This window comes from Ureibacillus aquaedulcis (assembly GCF_030418165.1).
GTDB classification, from domain to species: domain Bacteria; phylum Bacillota; class Bacilli; order Bacillales_A; family Planococcaceae; genus Ureibacillus; species Ureibacillus aquaedulcis.
Genome location: NZ_JAUHTQ010000013.1, coordinates 78,943 through 99,773 on the forward strand (window position 1 = coordinate 78,943; position 20,831 = coordinate 99,773).

The following is a 20,831-nucleotide window of genomic DNA, read 5'->3' on the forward strand; positions in this document are numbered from 1 at the left end:
TTTGAAAAATCCCCTCATCATAGATATAGCTTCTAAAATTTCAGGAGGATTTACGCAGCTTACATACTATTTTAGAACTTAATCAAAAAAGTACAGCCGCATTGGGCTGCACTTTTTTAGTAGTCATAAATATGAACGAAGGGTTCTTCTTCATTTGCTTCTTTTATGATTAGCGCCTCTGCTCCGTTTATGGATGTGAGGCTGACTTCGATGTCCACATCCAAGGGTAGCTGCTGCATAATGACACCCGATAAATATTGTGTAAACCCAATAATCTCGGTAGTGCCATAAAATTGGATCGGCACTTCAATCGATAACTTGCGAAGCGTATCGTTTTGATAGAATCCTTTTCCAATTACGCTCGTATAATTTGAAAAATACTTGTCGACATCCTGTTTAAAGTTTTGGAAGCTTGTATTGACAGTTCGATAAAGCTCATCAGGGGATGACATTGGGAACGTCACATACTTCTCGTTGATGTCCTGCCAATCACCTACAGTATTTTGCCCTTTCTCTGATACACTATATGAAAAATAGGTTCCAGGGACAATGGAGTTATTGGCTGTTTGTTTAAATAGCCCAATCACAATTGGAACATCTTGAAGCTCCGCGCGTTGACGCAGTCGGGAAATGACTGTTTCTGCAATCTCTTTTCCCTTTTTTTCAATCTCTGCATCCGGGATAGGTTCTTCAAATGTATCGCCGTATTGTTCCTTTTGGTAATAATAAATGGAGTTTAAGGCAAGCCCGATTGAGATACCCCCAAGCTTTACTTTGTTATCCTCTGTTTTGACAAGGTAATTCTGTTCAACCACATGCGCTAAGTAGATCGGCGCTTCCTTTGCTCTAACTTCAGGAGACAAAGTTGCCCCGTTTGCATCTACATCAGGAGGATTCAAACCCCTCAACTCTTCTGGTTCATCCTTATTTTGATTACTTCTGGCAAGCCAGTTACTAACTGTATCGGTATCTAAATACTGGCCTTCCTGAAAGTAGTAATTTTCTGTATCATATACATTTTGTGAAAGTCGCATTAAACCTTCTTCTACTTCTTTGATGTCATATTTTGTATATAGATTTGATACGACTAATCCACGGCTGGCACTTTCTTTATAGGGTACCAGCGTTCTATAATAACTATCATTCAATTGCATACTTGGGATGATTGTCGTTTCAACTACGCTTTCAGTTTCATCTGTATCTTTTAACACTTCTGTATCTTCTTTAAATGAAGGCACACAACCTGCTAGCATTGCAACAACGACCATCGCCGGAATCCAGCGAAATCGGTTCATCGTTTGAAGCTCCTTTACTGTTGTAATTGTTGTACTAGGCGGTCTTCGTCCCAAACTTCGATACCTAGTTCCGTGGCTTTTGTTAGCTTGGACCCAGCATCTTCACCTGCAATTACGAGGTCTGTTTTCTTGCTGACACTACCTGTTACGGTTCCACCCAACTCTTCTATTTTCGCTTTTGCTTCATTGCGTGTCAATTGAGATAATTTACCTGTCAACACAATCGTTTTCCCTGCAAATGGATTATCTCCAACTTCGACTTGTACTTTTTTCCCTTTGTACACCATGTTGACGCCGGCTGCTTTTAATCGCTCAATCAGTTCCTTAACTTCTTCTTTATCGAAGTAAGTTACGATTGAATCAGCCATTTTATCGCCAATTTCATGAACTGCCGTAATGTCATCCTCTTTTGCAAGCAAAAGTCCATCCATCGATTCAAATTGTTCTGCCAATAGTTTAGCTGCCTTCTCGCCAACATGGCGAATCCCTAACCCAAATAGCAATCGTTCCACTGAGTTTTCTTTAGAACGTTCAATGGCTTCTACTAATTTTGCAGCGGATTTTTCGCCCATTCGTTCCAGTCTAACAAGCTGTGCTTTTTCTAGATGATAAAGATCGGCGACATCATGAATATAATCTGCACGGAGAAGTTGTTCTACTACTTTTTCGCCAAGACCATCAATATTCATCGCATTACGGGAAACAAAGTGTTTGATTCCTTCCGAAATTTGTGCGGGACATGTTGGATTTACACAGCGTAAAGCTACTTCCCCTTCAATACGGACCAATTCGCTTCCACAGGCAATACAATTTTTTGGCATTTCAAACGGCACGGAATCTTCAGGACGTTGATCAAGAATAACCGCGACAACTTCCGGTATAATATCGCCAGCTTTATGAATAATGACTGTATCGCCGATCCGGATATCTTTCTGTCGAATTAAATCTTCGTTATGAAGAGAAGCTCTTCCCACCGTCGTCCCCGCCACTTGCACCGGTTTCAGGATTGCTGTCGGGGTAACCACGCCGGTACGGCCAACTGTTAAATCGATATCTGTGATAGTGGTCACAACTTCTTCCGCCGGGAATTTAAAAGCAATAGCCCAGCGTGGACTCTTTGCAGTAAAGCCAAGCTCATCTTGATGGGCATAGCGATTTACCTTTACTACAATACCATCTATTTCATAGGGTAGATTCGGACGGTTTTCGGTCCACTTATTTATAAACGCCAGAACGTCCTCAATTGTTTCGCAGAACTCGCGCTCTTTATTCGATGGGAAACCCAGCGTTTCCAAATAATCAAGCATTTCCGCATGAGAATCGATTCCGTAAGCTTCACCATCTCCACCCACAGCATATATAAAAGTAGACAAGTTACGGCTTGCAGCGATTCTTGGATCTAGTTGGCGGAGTGAGCCCGCTGCCGCGTTCCGAGGGTTGGCAAAAAGTTCCTCTCCTTTTTCGCCACGCGCTTCATTTAATGCTGCAAAGGAATTCTTGGGCATGTAGGCTTCACCGCGAACTTCGATTGTAACGGGTTCCTGTAAGCGAAGAGGAATTGCACGGATTGTTTTTAAATTCGCTGTAATATCTTCTCCAACTGTCCCATCACCGCGTGTGGCACCTTGCACAAACACACCGTTTTCATAGCGCAGCGAAATGGCGAGCCCGTCAATTTTCAATTCACAAACATATGAAAAGTTATCGCCTATGGATTGGCGAATTTTTCGGTCGAAATCTCTTAAATCCTCTTCGCCAAAAGCATTTGATAAACTTAGCATCGGATAGGTATGGGTAACCTTTTTAAAGCCCTGAAGCGGCGAACCCCCGACACGTCCTGTAGGAGAATCAGGATAAATCAAGGATGGATTCGATTTTTCAAGAGCGATTAATTCATGCAATAGCTGGTCATAGACAGCATCCGGCACCAGTGGCTTATCCAGCACATAGTAGGCATGCCCATACTCATGAAGCAGTTTATTTAGTTCGGCTACTCTTTTTTCAATTTCGTTCATGTTATTCCTCCGGCATTAAAATCTTACTCTAGTGTTTAAGATAGGTGCTCTTTAAAGCTTTTTATCCTTTTGTAATAGGCGCAAATTTTGCCAACAAACGTTTAATCCCAACGTTCGGGAATGCAATATCCAGTTCCAGGCCATCGCCTTCACCTTTGACGCTTACTACTGTTCCAGTGCCCCACTTGCCATGCACTGCTTTATCCCCCGCTTTCCATTGCATTTGGTTGCCGCCAGTGGATTGGAGGCTTGCAATTTGGGGCTTGGTTTGGACATTGCCAATCGTGCGGCGTCTTTGGCTTTGAAGTCGGTTTCTGCCTGCACCAAAAGGTAATTCTTCTTCATCAAACCGATTTCCCGATTTGGAAATCTGCTCGATGACATCATCCGAAATTTCTTGGAGGAACCTGGATGGCATATTGTAGCTTGAGCGTCCAAAGAGAGTTCTGGCACCAGCACAAGTTAAATACAGTCTTTGCTCCGCACGGGTAATTCCAACATACGCAAGGCGACGCTCTTCCTCCATTTCAGCTGCGTCATCCAAGGAACGCGAGTGAGGGAAAATATTTTCCTCCATCCCGATAATGAATACAACCGGGAATTCCAGTCCTTTTGCCGAGTGCATTGTCATTAAAATAATACTTCCTTTTGAAGTATCTTCTTTATCCAATGAATCAATGTCTGCTATTAAACTTAAGTCGGTCAGAAAGGCGATGAGTGATTTATCTTCGCTGCGCTCTTCAAACGCTTTCGTTACGGATAAGAATTCTTCGATATTTTCCAATCGACTTTCTGCTTCAATTGTTTTCTCATTTTCCAGCATTGCGCGATAACCCGACTTTTCAATCACTTGCTCAACAAGTTCCGTTACCGACAAGTAGTCCTGCATTTTAGTGAAGTCTTCGATTAGCTGGTGAAACTTCTCGACACTGCTTGCCGCTCTTCCTGTAATCCCCATGAATAAAACTTCCTTCATAGCATCGAAAATGGAACGGTCTTGTCCAATGGCATAGGATGCAATCTTTTCAAAAGATGTTGCCCCGATGCTTCGTTTCGGTTCATTGATAATCCTTGCCAAGGATAGGTCATCATCATTATTCGCAATCAGACGTAGGTAAGCCAGTAAATCCTTGATTTCTTTACGATCATAGAACTTTGTACCGCCTACGATTTGGTAGGTCATATTCGATTTTACGAGTACTTCCTCCATAACACGGGATTGTGCATTTGTTCGATAGAGAATTGCAAAATCGTCTAATGTACGATTTTCCTTGTCCATTAGCTTTTGAATCGTTTGGACGACAAACTGTGCTTCATCCTGTTCGTTTGAAGCTTTATAAAGAACCAGCTTTTCACCATCCAAATTTTCTGTTCTTAATTTTTTTGGATAGCGGCTTTCGTTATTTTCAATAACATCATTAGCCGCTTGAAGGATTCGTTTTGTAGAGCGGTAATTCTGCTCAAGCAGGATTGCTTTTGCGTTCGGGTAATCCTTTTCAAATGATAGGATATTGCCTATATCTGCTCCTCGCCAACGGTAAATGGATTGGTCTGAATCGCCTACAACACAGATATTCTTGAATTTTTGTGCAAGCAATTGAACAAGCTTATACTGGGAATGGTTGGTATCTTGATACTCATCCACATGTATGTATTGGAATTTATTTTGATAGAATTCCAATACCTCCGGCACACGCTCAAAGAGTGTAATGGTTGTCATGATCAAATCGTCGAAGTCTAGTGATTGATTTCGACGGAGCCTTTTTTCGTAACCTTCATAAACTTGCGAAACTACTTTTTCATATGGATTGTTCGGGTTACTATTTGCTTTGAACACATCTGCTGTAATGCATTCATTCTTTGCAGAGCTGATGGCATTCAAGATTGCTCTTGGCTCAAAACGTTTCGGGTCTATATTTAATTCTTTTAGAACATTTTTTACTACGGATAATTGGTCACTTGAATCCAGAATTGAAAAATTCTTCGAAATGCCGATCCGATCGATGTTGCGTCTTAAAATACGCACACACATTGAGTGGAATGTAGACACCCACATACTTTCCGTCGTACCGTTTCCAAGCAGGTTATCAATTCTCTCCCGCATTTCTCGTGCTGCTTTATTTGTAAAGGTAATGGCTAAAATCTTTGAAGGATATACTTCTTTTTCAACAACTAGGTACGCTATACGGTGTGTTAAAACACGCGTTTTCCCAGATCCCGCTCCGGCCATAATCAACAGTGGTCCATCCGTTGTTTTTACGGCTTCAGCTTGTTGTGGATTCATGCCATTAAGTAAGTTTTTCGTTATTTGTTCCATGATGCACCGCCTTCTATACAAACGTTTGTTCTGATTTAATTATAACGAACTTTTCTGAACTTGTGAAATCAATATTCAAGTGTTTTAACAGCCTCGACTGTTTTTAATGCTTGTTTCAAATCATCATAAATAATGTTTCCTACAATAACAGTATCGGCCAGACGAGCCATTTCAGCGGCTTGTTCAGGAGTAGTAATGCCTCCACCATAGAAAAGGCGTGTCTCGCTTAAAACGTCTTTGACAGAAGCAACAATCTCTGTGTCGCCATAGGCACCGCTATATTCAAGATAGAAAATCGGCAATTTAAAATAGTTTTCAGCTAAGCGTGCGTAAGCAATTACATCGTCCTTCGCTAAATCTGTTTTCGCATCCGTTACCTGTGCCACCTTACATTCCGGGTTTAACACACAGTAACCTTCTGCCACCAACTCGTCCCAAACTAAGATATCACCATATTCTTTGATTGCTTCATGGTGCAGATCCTTTACCCATTTAGTATTACGGCTGTTTAAAACACTTGGAATAAAGTAGTAATCAAATCCTGCCAATATTGCCTCTATATTGGAGATTTCCAATGCTACCGGCACTGAAAAACGTCTAACACGAAGTAAAATGTCTATTACATTATCTATCGTTACATCATCTGTTCCGCCAACCAGAATGACATCTGTACCAGATTCACATACCTTTTCCAATGCTTCCTCTGAAATTTCTTTTGCCGGGTCAATTTTGAACACATGCCGCCAATCTCTAAAATCCATTCGTTGCTTCCCACCTATCAGTGCTAATATTTCTTGTATTTAAGTATCTATATTCGTTTACAAGTATAACGTAAACTAAACTAAAGCGAAAAAGTTTTCATTCTTCTAAATCTATTTTATAAAGGCCATTTGATCTTTTAAAAAGGCCAATCATTGTAGAAGAAAAAAATAAAAAGCCGTTTAGCAAGTCTTGTTCGTTCGACCAACTAAACAGCCTATTTTGTTGTAGATTGCTTATTATTATTTTGATGCCTGAAACGGTTTTTCGTCTGGATAAAGACGGCCCAACATTTCATCATATGTGTCATTGCCGTAATCGAAACAGCGTCGTACGCGGGAAATCGTTGCAGTCGATGCACCCGTTTCCTTTTTGATTGATTCATATGTTTTCTTTAAACGCAATAAATGCGCAACTTCAAAACGTTGTGCCAATGACTGAATTTCACTGATTGTACATAAGTCATCAAAAAACTTATAGCATTCTTCCAAATCTTTTAATTCTAATACTGCTTTAAATAATTGGTCGGTCTGATGCCCACGAATTTTCTCGATCTGCATGTATTATTCATCCTTTCACATTTGCTACGAATATTTTACGGTTGTCTCCATCCCTGGATCTGAAGGGACAAAGTGCACCCAGGTTTTTCCGGGGACTAATTTCACTTCACTGCCGTCATCTTCTACCGCTTTTAATACGCCTCCGATATTCTCCCAACGCACCTCCCGCATTATCCCCTGCTGGAATACGAAAGCCGTGCCGCCGGAAGTTAAATCAATTTCTCGACGTCCTTCACTATCAATAACCGAATGACTCATTTCAAAGAATAAGACATTCGAAAGTGCCAATGGTTCATTCGTCAATTCATCTATTGTCAAGACATTCCCTGATTGTCGTGTATATGTGTTGCGATCTCTATCATAGGTATATAAACTATTGAATAAGTCATTATGGCTATATGTAATAGCCACAGATTCAGCCTCAGTTCCTATTTTAACACTTTCATCTTCTTTATAAAAAGTATACGACACTTTTTTCTGATAAAGAAGTGAAGTGCTCACTTTCTCGGCGGCTGCTTCGATATTTTCACCTGGAAAATAGGAATTATGGGGTGCCACGCGGTCCGGTGAACGCTTGAATAAGCTTCCATCGTATTGCATACCGTTCACATGATTAACTATGCCACTTTCCAAGAGCTGCTGTGCTTCGGGGCTGTAGCCATGGGCAATGTAAAATGCATCAAGTCCCGCTGCAATTTCAATAAAGTAATCCCGGGCACTACGGATGGGTCCTATATTTTCCGGAATTTCGGATTGAAATAATGCCAGAAATCTTGTAACATCTCCTTCTGCCAACATTTCGTAGATCACGTCGGCAGATGCTATTCCTGTTTGTGGACGAGCATCCGGATAGTTATTGATCGTCGCCAAAATCGGACGCTGCGTCATCTCTCTTGCAATACGCTCCCCTGTAAATGGTGTGACGGATGGTGACGAGACATCCCCTGTTACTTCTATTACTTCTTCTGTTGACTGATTGTTATCATCTGCGGGCTCCTCATTGCCACCGCATCCAACTATTAAAGAAACACAGGCTAATACTGCAAGAAATTGAAGTTTACGCATAGAATTCGCTCCTTTAGCGCATCACGGCAGGCAACATCACCTTCTTTTTCATGACATCATATATACCTTGGGGCGTGATGCGAATATAAGGTAAATGCGTGGATTGTAAAAAGAATAAAGTATAGATCGCATCTGTGTGGCTATATCCTCTTTCCTTTAAAGCGGATGTTAGAAGCCCTTCATACTCAATCAATTGTTCAACATCCCCATCAAATAGTTTTCCATTAATCTTCAGAGGGATAGACGCAACTACTTCTTTATTTTCTGCTAGAACAATTCCACCATTTAATCTCTTTAACTCATTAAATGCAAACTTCATATCTTCTATGCTTTTTCCTATTAAAATTATTTCTCCAGTATTGGAATAAGAGGAAGCAAATCCTTTTACATGCGTATCAAATCCTTTAAGCACTGTGTTAACACGCCATTTCCCTTTTCGATCGATCAGCATCAAATAGCTTTCATCTTTTCCAAGTGGAAGTTCTTTTTTACTAAATTGAAGATTAATAGAAAAAGGTTTTGTAATGACCTCGTTTGTTAAATGGATTCCAATCGGCATAGAAAATTGGAAGTCATCATCAGTTAAGTCGAAAGGAATGATTAAGTCATTGAATGGATTCCAATCGATTTTTGGAAGAGCATTTACTTTTTCATTATCCCGCTTTAACCAAATCCCTTTAGATAAAACAGATTCCGGATTGGGTGTCAATTCATTTTTCAGAATATTTAAGGTAGCAAAACGCCCAGTGGCAATTAATCCGTGTAAGTGGGATTTATCATAATAGCGTGCAATATTGTATGAGGCCATATTATACGCATCTATTGGAGAAACACCCTCTTCTAAAGCGATGCGTATACATTTGTCCATCACTCCATCTTCATGGAAAGCCGGAGTTGAGCCGTCCGTTGTCATCATTAAATGATCAAAAATGTCCAGCTTCTTCTCCAAGATGCCTTGTAATAACTGCGGTAAATCTGGACGAATGGAAGAATGCCGCAATGTTACATCCAAACCATGCAGTATCCTTCTTTCCACTTCCTCTACGGTCATGGCTTCATGATCACTATCTGCCCCAAAAAGCTTCATGCGGGCAATCGTTTTTTCGGATGCTCCCGGGAAGTGGCCTTCAACTTTTTTCCCTTTAAGTTTTGCTGCCTGCATCCAATGCAGCATCAGATCATCTCCATGGATTAAACGCGGCCATCCTGTCAGCTCTCCGCCAAGAAGTACATCATCCCGGCTTAGCCACTCCAAAATAGATTTATTGTTAAATATCTCATCTTCGTTTTGAAGCTCTGATTGTGAATCAAACCGTGCCCACCAGTAAAATGAAACCGGCAATTTTTTCAGTTTGTCCATAAATGTAAACGCTTTCTGTTTTGATAGTGATAGGGCAAGTGTCATGTTATCTGCTATGAAAGTAGTCGTTCCTGTTTGAGCAGCATAATCCGCAAATGAATGGGGATTATATAATTGGGTTGGATGAACATGCGGCTCGATGTACCCCGGTACCACTACTTTATTTTCTAAATTAAGGACTTCCGTACCAGCAAGATTGGCAGGCATCTCATGTCCGACATAAACAATTCGATCCCCTAGTATCCATATATTCCCTACTAGCCATTTTTTCAGCACACTATGTAGAAAGCGAGCATTCTTTAAAACCATTGATGGTGCTAGTTTCCCGTCGATTACAGCTACTTGTTTTCGAATTTCATGAATCTTCCAGGTAGTCTCTGGCATTATTAACACTCCTTTCTATTACTTATAAAATTTATTTTGGTTAATCGGTTTTTATACGCACATACTAACTTTGCTCAAAAATTGTTCAATTATTTATTGAGTATTTAGAAAAAATATAGTGATTTTATCGTAACACAGCAATTTTTTAAAGAAAAGACATTTATTTGGTGTTAATTTTACTTTGACAAGGAGGAGTTTACATGGAAGAGAACATTTCAGAAAAAAGTGGTTTTGTCCGTTTAGCTCTTGGTACAGGCCTGACAGCATGCGGTATTGCTCATTTGGCGAAGGAATCAGGCAACCGTGGATTAGGTGCTCTTTTCGTTGCGGCAGGTGCCATGAAAGTGGCAGAAGGAATTTTTCTTTACTGCCCTACCAAAGCACTAATTAATTCCAATGTAAAACAAGCCGTGGCAACTACTTTTGATGAATACTTAGATGGCGATGGCATTATGGGCGCCTATAATGAGTTCTATAATGACAAATGGGGTAGTGGAACGAACTCCAATACTTCAGGTTCGGGTTATTCCGGCAACAACTCATCAAATACCAGCGGTGGTACTGTTGAAAAAGCTGCCTCAGAAGTCGGGCAAATCGTTTCGAATGCAACACAAAACGATTCATTGAAAAACGCAGCAACACAAGCCGTGAAAACTGCTGCCGGTTCGAATTCAGGCAAACAAAGCTAATCATCTTTATTTCAAAATTACGGACTAATTGCTACAGATGTGAGTTTTTAGTTCGATAAAATAAATTAGGCAAGAGGTGGTTTGCCTCTTGCCATTTTATTATTGGAAAGTTCTCCAGCCAATATCTTTGCGATAGAAAAATTTATCCCATTGCTGCTGTTCAATGCCTGCATAAACCTCTTCTTGAGCTTCTTTTAATGTACCGGCTTTAGCGGCAACCAAAAGAACACGACCCCCATTCCCAACAAATCGATCATCAGCAAGCTTTGTGCCTGCATGGTATACATGGTAGTTTTCCGTTAAGACATTTAAATCTGGGAGCGGGTTTCCTTTTTCTACATCTCCTGGATAACCTTCCGCGGCAATCACAACACCTAACATGGCTTCGTCGGACCATTGAAGGTCGAAATATTCCTCTTCCATTAATGCTTTCATGAACAATCCAAAGTCCGATGCCATTCTCGGCAGCACCACTTGTGTTTCAGGATCTCCGAAACGCGCATTAAATTCGATAACTTTCGGTCCCTGCTTTGTTAAAATCAGTCCCGCATATAGGATTCCCGTGAATGAAACGCCTTCTTCCTCCATTGCTTTAACTGTCGGTTCGACAATTTCAATATATGCTCTTGAAATATATTCTTGTGGAATTTGCGGTACTGGAGAGTAAGCACCCATTCCCCCTGTATTCGGTCCTTTATCGCCATCGTATGCACGCTTATGATCCTGTGCAATGACCATCGGATAAATTTGCCCCTTATGAACGAAAGACATAAAGGAGAATTCTTCACCGTCCAAAAACTCTTCGATTACGACACGAGAAGAGGATTCCCCGAAGCGTTGATTGCCAATCATATCATTGATTGCCTCGATCGCCTCCTGTTCCGTCATAGCAACAATTACTCCCTTACCTGCCGCCAATCCATCTGCTTTCACTACGATCGGTGCACCTTGTTGTTCAACATATGCAATCGCCTTAGATGCATCCGTAAACGTTTCGTAGGCAGCAGTTGGGATACTATACTTCTTCATTATTTCTTTTGCATACGATTTACTGCCTTCAATTTTTGCAGCCGCTTGGATTGGCCCAAAAATCCGCAGTCCTCTTGCTTGGAAAAAGTCAACAACTCCGCCAGCCAGAGGTTGTTCAGGTCCAACAAAAGTTAAATCAACTTCATTTTCCTTTGCAAATTGAGCAAGTCCTGCAAAATCCATTGCATCCAAAGGAACGATTTCCGCATCCTGCCTCATCCCATCATTGCCGGGTGCTACAAATACCTTGTTTACAGAAGGGGAATCATTAAATTTCTTTGCAATAGCATGTTCACGTCCACCACTACCTATTACTAGAATGTTCATGTGAAATGCCTCCTATATTTTTATTGTTAAGAATCACTTTTAAGTTCGGTTGGTTACGGGCGGTTATGAATCATTACGAGCGAGTTCTTGCCGTTTAGGACCGGTAATCTCCTTTTACGAGCGGTTTTATTCTCCTTACGAGGCGAATTGTACCTGCCCCGAGCGGTTATCACTTGGTTACTTGCGTATTTCACTAGTTTACTTGCGACTTTTCCCACTTTAGTTGCGCGTTACACTAATTTACTTGCGGCTTGCTTGTTTACTTGCGAATTTCACACGTTTACTTTCGTTTTTTCGCCCTTTACTTGCGCGTTACACTCGTTTACTTGCGACACACATAAGTATCCGAACCCATAAACCCTGAAAAAAACGCCCGGCTCATTACCGAGCGTTTTAAAACCACTTCATACTGTATTCAAGATTAGTGTTTAAAATGACGTACGCCTGTAAATACCATAGCAATTCCATATTCATTTGCTTTGTCGATGGAATCTTGATCTTTAATGGAACCACCTGGTTGGATGATTGCTGTAATACCAGCTGCTGCTGCAGTTTCCACAGTGTCGCTCATAGGGAAGAATGCATCCGATGCTAAAGCCGCACCTTTTGCTTTCACACCAGCTTGTTCCAGTGCAATTTTTGCCGAGCCGACACGGTTCATTTGACCGGCACCAACACCTAATGTCATTTGTGCATCTGACACTACAATCGCATTAGATTTTACATGTTTCACTACTGCCCAGCCTAATTTTAAGGCTGCCCACTCTTCGTCAGTAGGCTCTCGATCTGTTACCACCTTCACGTCTGCCTCCGCAAATCCAAAAGCATCCTCTTCTTGTACTAACAGGCCACCTTCTACAGAAACGACTTTTAATTTATCTTGGTTCTCTTGCGCAAAGTTGATTGTCATTAATCGGATATTTTTCTTTTGTGTCAAGATGGCTAATGCTTCTTCAGTAAATGATGGTGCAATAATAATTTCCAAGAAGATGCCACTTAATTTTTCAGCTGTTGCCACATCCACTTCGCGGTTTAAGGCAATAATTCCACCGAAAATAGAAGTTGAATCTGCTTCGTATGCTTTATCGAATGCTTCTTCGATAGTAGTACCTGTACCTACTCCACATGGATTCATGTGCTTCACTGCAACGGCAGCCGGAATGTCAAATTCTTTTACAATTTGCAGTGCTGCATTTCCATCCTGAATATTATTATAAGATAACTCTTTACCATGCAATTGAGTGGCATAAGCTAATGAAAAATCCGAACCTAGGCGTTTTTGGTAGAAAGCGGCTTTTTGATGAGGGTTTTCACCGTAACGCAATGTTTGTTTTAATTCATATGTCATTGTTAAATTTTCAGGGAACTCTTCTTCTGTTAAGTAGTTTGAGATGTATGAATCATATGCTGCTGTATGACGGAAAACTTTTGCAGCAAGACGTTTGCGTGTTTCAAGAGTTGTTGTTCCATGAGCCTGTAATTCTTCAAGAACCTTTGCGTAGTCATTGGAGTCTACAATTACTGTTACATATTGATGGTTTTTCGCTGCGGAACGCAACATTGTTGGACCGCCGATATCGATATTTTCAATTGCATCTTCCCAAGTACAATTTGGTTTTGAAATTGTTTCTACAAACGGATACAGATTTACACAAACAATTTCAATCGGGTCGATACCATGTTCATTCATCTGTGCTTGGTGGGAAGGATCGTCAAATTTGCCCAATAGACCTCCATGAATGAATGGATTCAATGTTTTCACTCGGCCATCAAGAATTTCAGGAAACTTTGTAACCTCATCAACTGCTGTTACGGGTACATTGTTCTCTTGCAGCATTTTTTTCGTACCACCGGTTGATAAAATCTCGTAATCCATTGCTGCCAATTCTTTTGCAAATTCCAAAATACCCTCTTTATTAGAAACACTAATAAGTGCACGTTTCGTCACGAAAAAGACCTCCAATTATGTAAATAAATTTATGTATTGCCTTTCGGGAGCATCAAAAAGTTTCATATGATGCTCGACTCGAAATGAACAACTTGACTAAACACTTCATTTTAAATCAATGAACCAGTTTAATTTCATTTTTAAACAGCTTCTGCAATGTACTTGTATAGAGCTCATGTTCAACCGCATGAATTCGGGCTTCCGTAGCCGAGCGATCCCCATCAACTACTTCTACTGCTGCCTGGCTAAGGATCGGACCTGTGTCCATCCCTTCATCTACAAAATGAACTGTTACCCCGGTAACCTTCACACCATGCTCCATTGCTTGGCCAATCGCATCCTTGCCTGGAAAAGAAGGCAGTAAGGATGGATGAATATTCACGATTCGGTTCGAAAAGGCAGACAACAAGGTGCTGCCAATTAAACGCATGTATCCAGCAAGAATTATCCAGTCTACTTCATGCTCTTTCAAAGTATCAATGATCTCCTGCTCATAATCTGCTTTAGAAGCATACTGTTTGGCAACAAATGAAAATACCGCGATATTAAAATTTCCTGCCCGTTTTACAACATAAGCATCTGGCTTATCAGTTACAACGATTTCAATTCGAGCATCCAGTTTTCCATCTTCAATCGCTTGTTGGATTGCCTGAAAATTACTTCCGCTTCCAGAAGCAAAAACTGCAATTTTGGTTGTCATTATTTCAAGCTCCCATCATGTTGCCCGTTAAATAAGACACCTTCTCCTTTAACGACACGCCCGATTTTGTATGCTTTCTCACCGTTTTCTTCGGCAATGCCAATAACTTTTTCCGCCTCTGAAGCCGGTACAGAAAGGACAAACCCAATTCCCATATTAAATACGTTGTATAAATCTTTATCAGCCAAAGCGCCTTTGTCTTTTAAAAATTCAAATACACGCAATACCGGCCATGATCCTAAGTCGATTTCGGTTGCTAATCCTTCCGGCATCATACGTGGAAGATTTTCATAGAAACCGCCGCCTGTCACATGAGCCATACCATGAAGTTCTGTTTGTTTCAAGATTTCCAATACGGGTTTTGCGTAAATTTTTGTCGGTACCAGTAAAGCTTTCCCGATAGGCCCAAGATCTTCGTAACCTTCGACAACCTCATCCACTGCAAAGCCATTATCCGCAAAAACAATTTTTCGAACTAGAGAATAGCCGTTGGAATGCACGCCGCTTGACGCTAAACCAATCAGTACGTCACCTTCAGCAATTTTTTCCCCTGTGACAACATTTGCTTTTTCACAAGCACCCACTGCAAAACCAGCTAAATCGTATTCATCTTCTTCATAAAGTCCTGGCATTTCAGCAGTTTCGCCACCAATAAGAGCACTGCCGGCTTGTACACATCCATCCGCCACACCTTTTACGATTTGTTCGATTTTCTCAGGTTCTGCCTTCCCAACGGCAACATAATCCAAGAAATATAAGGGCTCTGCACCCTGAGCAACGATATCATTGACACACATTGCGACACAATCCACGCCGATCGTATCGTGTTTGTCGACCATAAACGCCAGCTTTAATTTTGTCCCAACACCATCAGTACCTGAAATAAGTACCGGTTCTTTTAAGTTTAAAGAGGACAAGTCAAACATGCCTCCGAAGCCGCCAAACGTTCCCATGACACCTAGACGGTTTGTACGCTCAACGTGGGATTTCATTCGGTTTACTGCTTCGTAGCCAGCTTCAATATTAACGCCTGCTTGTTCATATGCTTTTGACATGACTTTTTGAATCCTCCTCTTAATCCGTTCGCTTTTTTGCGTAATACGTTATTCCCAAAGCTTCAATGCTGCAGTTCCTTCACATGCGGTAAAACTGTATCCGGAAATATTTCTGTTGGATAATCGCCTGTAAAACAAGCCATGCAAAGTCCGCGTGTTTCATCGTCAAATGCACGGGCAGTAGCTTCTACAAGTCCGTCGGCAGAAAGGAATGTCAGCGTATCCGCTCCTATTGCCTCACGAATTTCTTCCACACTTTTGCTAGATGCAATAAGTTCTTCACTTGTGGACGTATCAATGCCATAGAAACAAGGATTTTTCATTGGCGGCGATGAAATGACAACATGCACTTCAGTTGCCCCAGCTTCTTTTAGCATATTAACAATTCTGCGTGAAGTCGTACCGCGTACAATGGAATCATCCACCATTACGACACGTTTGCCTTTTACCACTTGCACAACCGGCGATAGCTTCATTTTCACGCCACGTTCACGCAATTCTTGTGTTGGCTGAATAAACGTACGACCTGTATAGCGATTTTTTATTAAACCAAGCTCATATGGGATGCCGCTTTCTTCAGCAAAGCCAATTGCCGCCGAAATCGAGGAATCCGGAACACCCGTTACTACGTCGGCTTCGATTCCAAAACACTCTTTTGCCAACTGTTTTCCCATACGTTTACGTGCCGCATGAATGTTAATTTCGTCGATGTTGGAATCAGGACGGGCAAAGTAAACATACTCCATGGCACACATTGCACGCTTTTCCATTTCAACGAAACGATCTTCTTCAATACCACCATCTGTAATGACCAATAACTCACCTGGTTCTACTTCACGAATAAACTCTGCACCGATTAAATCAAATGCACAAGTTTCCGATGCAACAACATAGGCATCTCCTAATCTACCAAGAGATAATGGACGTAATCCGTTACGATCACGAGCCACCATCATTCCTTCTTTTGTAATGATCAAGAAAGAAAAGGCACCTTTCAATAGAGAAAGGGATTCTTTTACTTGCGCACGGAAGCCCGGCTTTTTACTTTTTTTAATTAAGTGAACCACTACTTCCGTGTCCGATGTGGATTGGAAAATGCTCCCTGAACGCTCTAAATGTTGTTTTAAATGATTCGCATTTACCAGGTTCCCATTATGCGCAATCGCTAATGTACCAGTTGAAGAGCGGAATAGTAATGGCTGTACATTTTCTATCCCGCCGCCGCCTGCAGTCGTGTACCTTGCATGTGCAATTGCTCCGTAACCTTTGGCTGTGCCTAGGTTGCTTTCATTAAATACATCATTTACTAAACCTTCACCCTTTACCGCACGAAGAGCTTGACCGTCTGTTACGACGATCCCAGCTCCTTCTTGGCCACGGTGCTGAAGCGCATGTAGACCATAATAGCTTAGTTGCGCAGCATCTGGATGTCCCCAAATACCGAACACACCACATTCTTCGTTTAAGCCTCTGATTTCACCAAGCATGGGATTGCTCCTTTCCAAGCAGAACGGAATTCCTCCACTGTACCTTCTAATAGAACGCCAGCATCACCGTTAATTGAAATTAGCGCATCATCTGTTACGATACCGATTTTCTTCGCTTCTGGAATAACCTTTTCAAATGCAGCTGCATTTTCCTCTTTCACCGTTACAATGAAACGTGATTGAGATTCACTGAATAAAGCTGTTACAGCAGAGCCTTCCAATGTTACGTGAACACCCAGGTCTTTTGCTCCGAAAGTTTTTTCAGCTAGAGCAACTGCGACACCGCCTTCTGAAACGTCATGTGCAGATTGTAATAAACCTTCACGGATTGCAGTTAAAATAGCTTCTTGACGGCTTGCTTCTACCTCTAAATCGATGTGAGGTGCCTTACCGAAGATCTTACCGAAAATAAGCTTTTGCAGTTCAGAACCACCGAATTCAGTAGCTGTTTCACCTACCAGGTACACAACATCACCAGCAGCTTTTACTTGCTGAGTAGTAACATGGGATAGATCCTCTACTAAACCAACCATACCGATTGTTGGTGTCGGGTACACTGCTTCTCCGGAACGTTCGTTATAAAGTGAAACATTCCCACCGATGACCGGTGCATTTAGTGCTGTACATGCTGCTGAAATACCGTCAGCCGATTTTTCGATTTGCCAGAAGATTTCCGGTTTTTCCGGATTCCCGAAGTTTAAGCAGTCTGTAATGGCAAGTGGTCTACCACCGGAAGCAACGATATTGCGAGCTGCTTCGGCCACCGCAATTTTCCCGCCCATTTCAGGATCTAGGAAAATATAACGAGAGTTACAGTCAGTTGTCATAGCAAGACCTTTATTTGTCCCGCGTACGCGCAATACAGCCGCATCTGAACCAGGTGCAACAATTGTATTCGTACGCACTTGGTAGTCATATTGATCATAAACCCATTCTTTTGAAGCAACAGTTGGTGCTTTAAGCAGACCTAGTAAAGTTTCTTTATAGTCTTCTATTTCCGGTTCACTGTTTTCGATTGCCTGGAACTCTGCGAAGTATGCAGGTTCTTTTGAAGGCTTATGGTAAACTGGTGCATCTTCTGCAAGTGCATCAGCTGGAACTTCTGCAACGACTTCCCCTTTATGTACGAGGCGAAGCATCTTGTCATCCGTAACGCGGCCGATTGCCACAGCGTCAAGGCCATATTTATCAAAGATTGTTTTAATTTCATCTTCGCGGCCCTTTTTCACAACAAGCAGCATACGTTCCTGCGATTCGGATAGCATCATTTCATAAGCTGTCATTCCTGTTTCACGTTGAGGTACTAGGTCCAGGTTCATTTCCACGCCAGAGCCGGCTTTCGAAGCCATTTCCGCAGATGATGAAGTAAGGCCTGCCGCACCCATATCCTGTATTCCTACAAGCGCATCTGATTTTACAACCTCCAGGCATGCTTCAAGCAATAGTTTTTCCATGAATGGATCCCCAACTTGAACGGCAGGACGCTTTTCTTCAGAAGCTTCTGAAAGTTCCTCCGATGCAAATGTCGCTCCATGAATACCATCACGGCCAGTTTTGGCACCAACGTACATCACTGTATTGCCTACACCAGCTGCAATCCCGCGCTGAATATCTTTATGGTCGATTAACCCTACACACATAGCGTTAACAAGTGGGTTTCCTTCGTAGCAAGGATCAAATTGAATTTCGCCGCCTACTGTTGGAATACCGATACAGTTTCCGTAACCAGCAATCCCTGCAACCACTTCTTCAAATAGATATTTGCCGCGCTTAGATTGTAATTCGCCAAAGCGTAATGAGTTTAACATGGCAATCGGACGGGCACCCATCGAGAAAACGTCGCGGATAATGCCGCCTACACCAGTTGCTGCCCCTTGATAAGGCTCGATTGCGGAAGGGTGGTTATGTGATTCCATTTTGAAAACTACCGCTTGTTCATCACCGATATCAACAATCCCCGCTCCCTCACCAGGACCTTGCAGCACTTGCGGACCTTTTGTCGGGAACTTGCGCAATACTGGTTTTGAATTTTTGTAAGAGCAATGTTCAGACCACATAACAGAAAATAGACCCGTTTCAGTCCAGTTTGGAACTCGTCCCAAGATGTTCTCCACCATCGCAAATTCTTCATCCGACATTCCCATAGAAGCATATAGCTTTTGTTCCTTGATTTGCTCTTGTGTTGGTTCTAAACTAGCTGACATGTGATTCCCTCCACATTTTTACAATAGATTTAAATATTTTCAGACCATCGTCACTACCTAGTAATGCTTCCACCGCACGCTCCGGGTGAGGCATCATTCCAAGTACATTTCCGCGTTCATTCATGATTCCGGCGATATCTTCAAGACTGCCGTTTGGATTTTCACCTGAATATGTAAAGACAATTCGATTGTTTGCTTTTAGTTCTGCCAGCGTTTCATCGTCACAGAAGTAATTTCCTTCTCCATGTGCAATTGGAAGATTGATGATTTGGCCAGCTTCATATTGATTAGTAAATAATGTATCGTTGTTTTCTACTTTTAGGCCAACTGTACGACACATGAATTTCAAGTTTTGGTTTCGAAGTAGAGCTCCTGGAAGCAAGCCTGCTTCAGTTAAAATCTGGAACCCGTTACATACACCAAGCACTGGTTTACCGGCTTCTGCGAACTTTTTCACTTCCGCCATAACATTTGATTGGTTAGCCATTGCACCACAACGTAGATAGTCGCCGTAAGAGAAACCACCTGGTACCAAGACACCATCAAATTCACTTAGATCTGTAGCGTCATGCCAAACGTATTCTACTTCTTCACCTAGCTCATCTTTAATCGCATGATACATATCGATGTCACAGTTTGACCCAGGGAAAACGAGTACTGCGAATTTCATGATTAGTTTGCCTCCTCGACTTCATAGCGGTAATCTTCAATAACTGTGTTTGCAAGAAGCTTTTCACACATTTCTTTTACTAATGAATCAAGATCGCGTTCTGTATCTCCAACAACAACCTCCAAGTATTTTCCGATACGGATGTCCTGTACTTCGTTGTAACCCATTTTCGCTAATGAACCTTGTACAGCTGAACCTTGTGGATCAAGCACACTTTCGCGTAATGTAACGTAAATTTTAACTTTAGTCATTTCTATTTTCCTCCAAGTCTAGCAAGAATAATTTCATATACATCTGTTAAACTACCTAAATCACGACGGAATACGTCTTTATCAAGCTTTTGTTTTGTTTCTGCATCCCAAAGACGGCAAGTATCTGGTGAGATTTCATCTGCCAGCAACACATTTCCATCTTTATCACGGCCAAATTCAAGTTTAAAGTCTACTAAAATAACGCCGACTTCTTCAAAGATTGGTTGAAGAACACTATTAACCTTTAAACCTAGTTTATATAGAGTTTCGACTTCTTCCTTCGTAGCAATCCCCAAAATATCGATATGATCGTTATTTATAATTGGATCGCCCAAGTCGTCGTCTTTATAGTAAAACTCTACAATCGTACGGTTTAACGGTGTTCCTTCTTCATACCCAAGTCGTTTCGCAAGACTGCCCGCTGCGATATTGCGAACCACTACCTCAATTGGAATAATCTCTACTTTACGAACAAGCTGTTCATTCTCGGAGATGCGTTCCACAAAATGGGAGTCAATACCTTGCTTTTTTAATTTTTCGAAAATTACTGTTGTAATGCGGTTGTTTAGTATACCTTTTCCATCAATTTCTGCTTTCTTTTCACCATTAAATGCAGTAGCACTATTTTTATATTCTACGAACAAAATGTCTTCTTGTTCAGTTTGATATAAACGTTTTGCTTTTCCTTCATACAAAAGCTGACCTTTATCCATGAC

General features: G+C 41.5%; 17 protein-coding genes. 1 reads left to right on the forward strand and 16 read right to left on the reverse strand.

Annotation, left to right across the window (positions count from 1 at the left end; translation table 11 throughout):
- Positions 1-116: 116 nt before the first annotated feature.
- The 7 genes from QYB95_RS15135 to QYB95_RS15165 form a co-directional block, all read right to left on the reverse strand.
- Positions 117-1,295: a CamS family sex pheromone protein gene (locus QYB95_RS15135; RefSeq protein ID WP_301139200.1), complete on the reverse strand. Its 1,179-nt coding sequence runs from the start codon at positions 1,293-1,295 to the stop codon at positions 117-119.
- 14 nt (positions 1,296-1,309) lie between these two features.
- Entirely contained in the window at positions 1,310-3,310 is a 2,001-nt protein-coding gene (gene ligA / locus QYB95_RS15140; RefSeq protein ID WP_301139201.1) for an NAD-dependent DNA ligase LigA, read from the reverse strand.
- A gap of 61 nt (positions 3,311-3,371) precedes the next feature.
- A complete protein-coding gene (pcrA, locus tag QYB95_RS15145) occupies positions 3,372-5,627 on the reverse strand; it encodes a DNA helicase PcrA (protein ID WP_301139203.1) in 2,256 nt (751 codons plus the stop codon).
- Positions 5,628-5,695: 68 nt separating this feature from the next.
- Positions 5,696-6,388: a heptaprenylglyceryl phosphate synthase gene (gene pcrB / locus QYB95_RS15150; protein ID WP_301139205.1), complete on the reverse strand. Its 693-nt coding sequence runs from the start codon at positions 6,386-6,388 to the stop codon at positions 5,696-5,698.
- 240 nt (positions 6,389-6,628) lie between these two features.
- Complete coding sequence (locus QYB95_RS15155; protein WP_036198797.1) at positions 6,629-6,946, reverse strand: YerC/YecD family TrpR-related protein; 318 nt, start codon at positions 6,944-6,946, stop codon at positions 6,629-6,631.
- Positions 6,947-6,970: 24 nt separating this feature from the next.
- Entirely contained in the window at positions 6,971-8,011 is a 1,041-nt protein-coding gene (locus QYB95_RS15160) for a DUF3048 domain-containing protein (RefSeq protein ID WP_301139209.1), read from the reverse strand.
- 13 nt (positions 8,012-8,024) lie between these two features.
- On the reverse strand, positions 8,025-9,755 hold the full coding sequence (locus QYB95_RS15165) for an adenine deaminase C-terminal domain-containing protein (RefSeq protein WP_301139211.1): 1,731 nt from the start codon (positions 9,753-9,755) through the stop codon (positions 8,025-8,027).
- 200 nt (positions 9,756-9,955) lie between these two features.
- Here QYB95_RS15165 and QYB95_RS15170 point away from each other — a divergent pair, with 200 nt between their 5' ends.
- Entirely contained in the window at positions 9,956-10,444 is a 489-nt protein-coding gene (locus tag QYB95_RS15170) for a YgaP-like transmembrane domain (RefSeq protein ID WP_301139212.1), read from the forward strand.
- A gap of 99 nt (positions 10,445-10,543) precedes the next feature.
- On the opposite strand, the gene purD is transcribed toward QYB95_RS15170, so the two are convergent.
- From purD to purC, 9 genes are all read right to left on the reverse strand, one after another.
- Positions 10,544-11,800: a phosphoribosylamine--glycine ligase gene (purD, locus tag QYB95_RS15175; RefSeq protein ID WP_301139213.1), complete on the reverse strand. Its 1,257-nt coding sequence runs from the start codon at positions 11,798-11,800 to the stop codon at positions 10,544-10,546.
- Positions 11,801-12,221: 421 nt separating this feature from the next.
- Complete coding sequence (gene purH, locus QYB95_RS15180) at positions 12,222-13,748, reverse strand: bifunctional phosphoribosylaminoimidazolecarboxamide formyltransferase/IMP cyclohydrolase (RefSeq protein WP_301139214.1); 1,527 nt, start codon at positions 13,746-13,748, stop codon at positions 12,222-12,224.
- A 115-nt stretch (positions 13,749-13,863) separates the two neighbouring features.
- On the reverse strand, positions 13,864-14,448 hold the full coding sequence (purN, locus tag QYB95_RS15185) for a phosphoribosylglycinamide formyltransferase (RefSeq protein ID WP_301139215.1): 585 nt from the start codon (positions 14,446-14,448) through the stop codon (positions 13,864-13,866).
- Positions 14,448-15,503, reverse strand: a complete 1,056-nt coding sequence (gene purM / locus QYB95_RS15190) for a phosphoribosylformylglycinamidine cyclo-ligase (RefSeq protein WP_301139216.1) — start codon at positions 15,501-15,503, stop codon at positions 14,448-14,450. Before purM ends, purN begins: the two co-directional genes overlap by 1 nt.
- 62 nt (positions 15,504-15,565) lie before the next feature.
- Positions 15,566-16,990 (reverse strand): amidophosphoribosyltransferase, encoded by a 1,425-nt coding sequence (purF, locus tag QYB95_RS15195; protein WP_301139217.1) that lies wholly within the window; start codon positions 16,988-16,990, stop codon positions 15,566-15,568.
- Entirely contained in the window at positions 16,966-19,194 is a 2,229-nt protein-coding gene (gene purL, locus QYB95_RS15200) for a phosphoribosylformylglycinamidine synthase subunit PurL (RefSeq protein WP_301139218.1), read from the reverse strand. The genes purF and purL overlap by 25 nt, the downstream gene beginning before the upstream one ends.
- Complete coding sequence (gene purQ / locus QYB95_RS15205; RefSeq protein ID WP_301139219.1) at positions 19,184-19,864, reverse strand: phosphoribosylformylglycinamidine synthase subunit PurQ; 681 nt, start codon at positions 19,862-19,864, stop codon at positions 19,184-19,186. The genes purL and purQ overlap by 11 nt, the downstream gene beginning before the upstream one ends.
- Before the next feature lie 2 nt (positions 19,865-19,866).
- Entirely contained in the window at positions 19,867-20,115 is a 249-nt protein-coding gene (purS, locus tag QYB95_RS15210) for a phosphoribosylformylglycinamidine synthase subunit PurS (RefSeq protein WP_301139220.1), read from the reverse strand.
- A 2-nt stretch (positions 20,116-20,117) separates the two neighbouring features.
- Entirely contained in the window at positions 20,118-20,828 is a 711-nt protein-coding gene (gene purC, locus QYB95_RS15215) for a phosphoribosylaminoimidazolesuccinocarboxamide synthase (protein ID WP_301139221.1), read from the reverse strand.
- Positions 20,829-20,831: the final 3 nt, after the last annotated feature.

Coding starts and splice junctions, on each gene's coding strand:
- QYB95_RS15155 (WP_036198797.1), bottom strand. CDS start 6,946: ATGCAGATCGAGAAAATTCGTGGGCATCAGACCGACCAATTATTTAAA.
- QYB95_RS15170 (WP_301139212.1), top strand. CDS start 9,956: ATGGAAGAGAACATTTCAGAAAAAAGTGGTTTTGTCCGTTTAGCTCTT.
- QYB95_RS15160 (WP_301139209.1), bottom strand. CDS start 8,011: ATGCGTAAACTTCAATTTCTTGCAGTATTAGCCTGTGTTTCTTTAATA.
- pcrA (WP_301139203.1), bottom strand. CDS start 5,627: ATGGAACAAATAACGAAAAACTTACTTAATGGCATGAATCCACAACAA.
- purC (WP_301139221.1), bottom strand. CDS start 20,828: ATGGATAAAGGTCAGCTTTTGTATGAAGGAAAAGCAAAACGTTTATAT.
- QYB95_RS15135 (WP_301139200.1), bottom strand. CDS start 1,295: ATGAACCGATTTCGCTGGATTCCGGCGATGGTCGTTGTTGCAATGCTA.
- purD (WP_301139213.1), bottom strand. CDS start 11,800: ATGAACATTCTAGTAATAGGTAGTGGTGGACGTGAACATGCTATTGCA.
- purQ (WP_301139219.1), bottom strand. CDS start 19,864: ATGAAATTCGCAGTACTCGTTTTCCCTGGGTCAAACTGTGACATCGAT.
- QYB95_RS15165 (WP_301139211.1), bottom strand. CDS start 9,755: ATGCCAGAGACTACCTGGAAGATTCATGAAATTCGAAAACAAGTAGCT.
- purN (WP_301139215.1), bottom strand. CDS start 14,448: ATGACAACCAAAATTGCAGTTTTTGCTTCTGGAAGCGGAAGTAATTTT.
- pcrB (WP_301139205.1), bottom strand. CDS start 6,388: ATGGATTTTAGAGATTGGCGGCATGTGTTCAAAATTGACCCGGCAAAA.
- purL (WP_301139218.1), bottom strand. CDS start 19,194: ATGTCAGCTAGTTTAGAACCAACACAAGAGCAAATCAAGGAACAAAAG.
- ligA (WP_301139201.1), bottom strand. CDS start 3,310: ATGAACGAAATTGAAAAAAGAGTAGCCGAACTAAATAAACTGCTTCAT.
- purS (WP_301139220.1), bottom strand. CDS start 20,115: ATGACTAAAGTTAAAATTTACGTTACATTACGCGAAAGTGTGCTTGAT.
- purF (WP_301139217.1), bottom strand. CDS start 16,990: ATGCTTGGTGAAATCAGAGGCTTAAACGAAGAATGTGGTGTGTTCGGT.
- purM (WP_301139216.1), bottom strand. CDS start 15,503: ATGTCAAAAGCATATGAACAAGCAGGCGTTAATATTGAAGCTGGCTAC.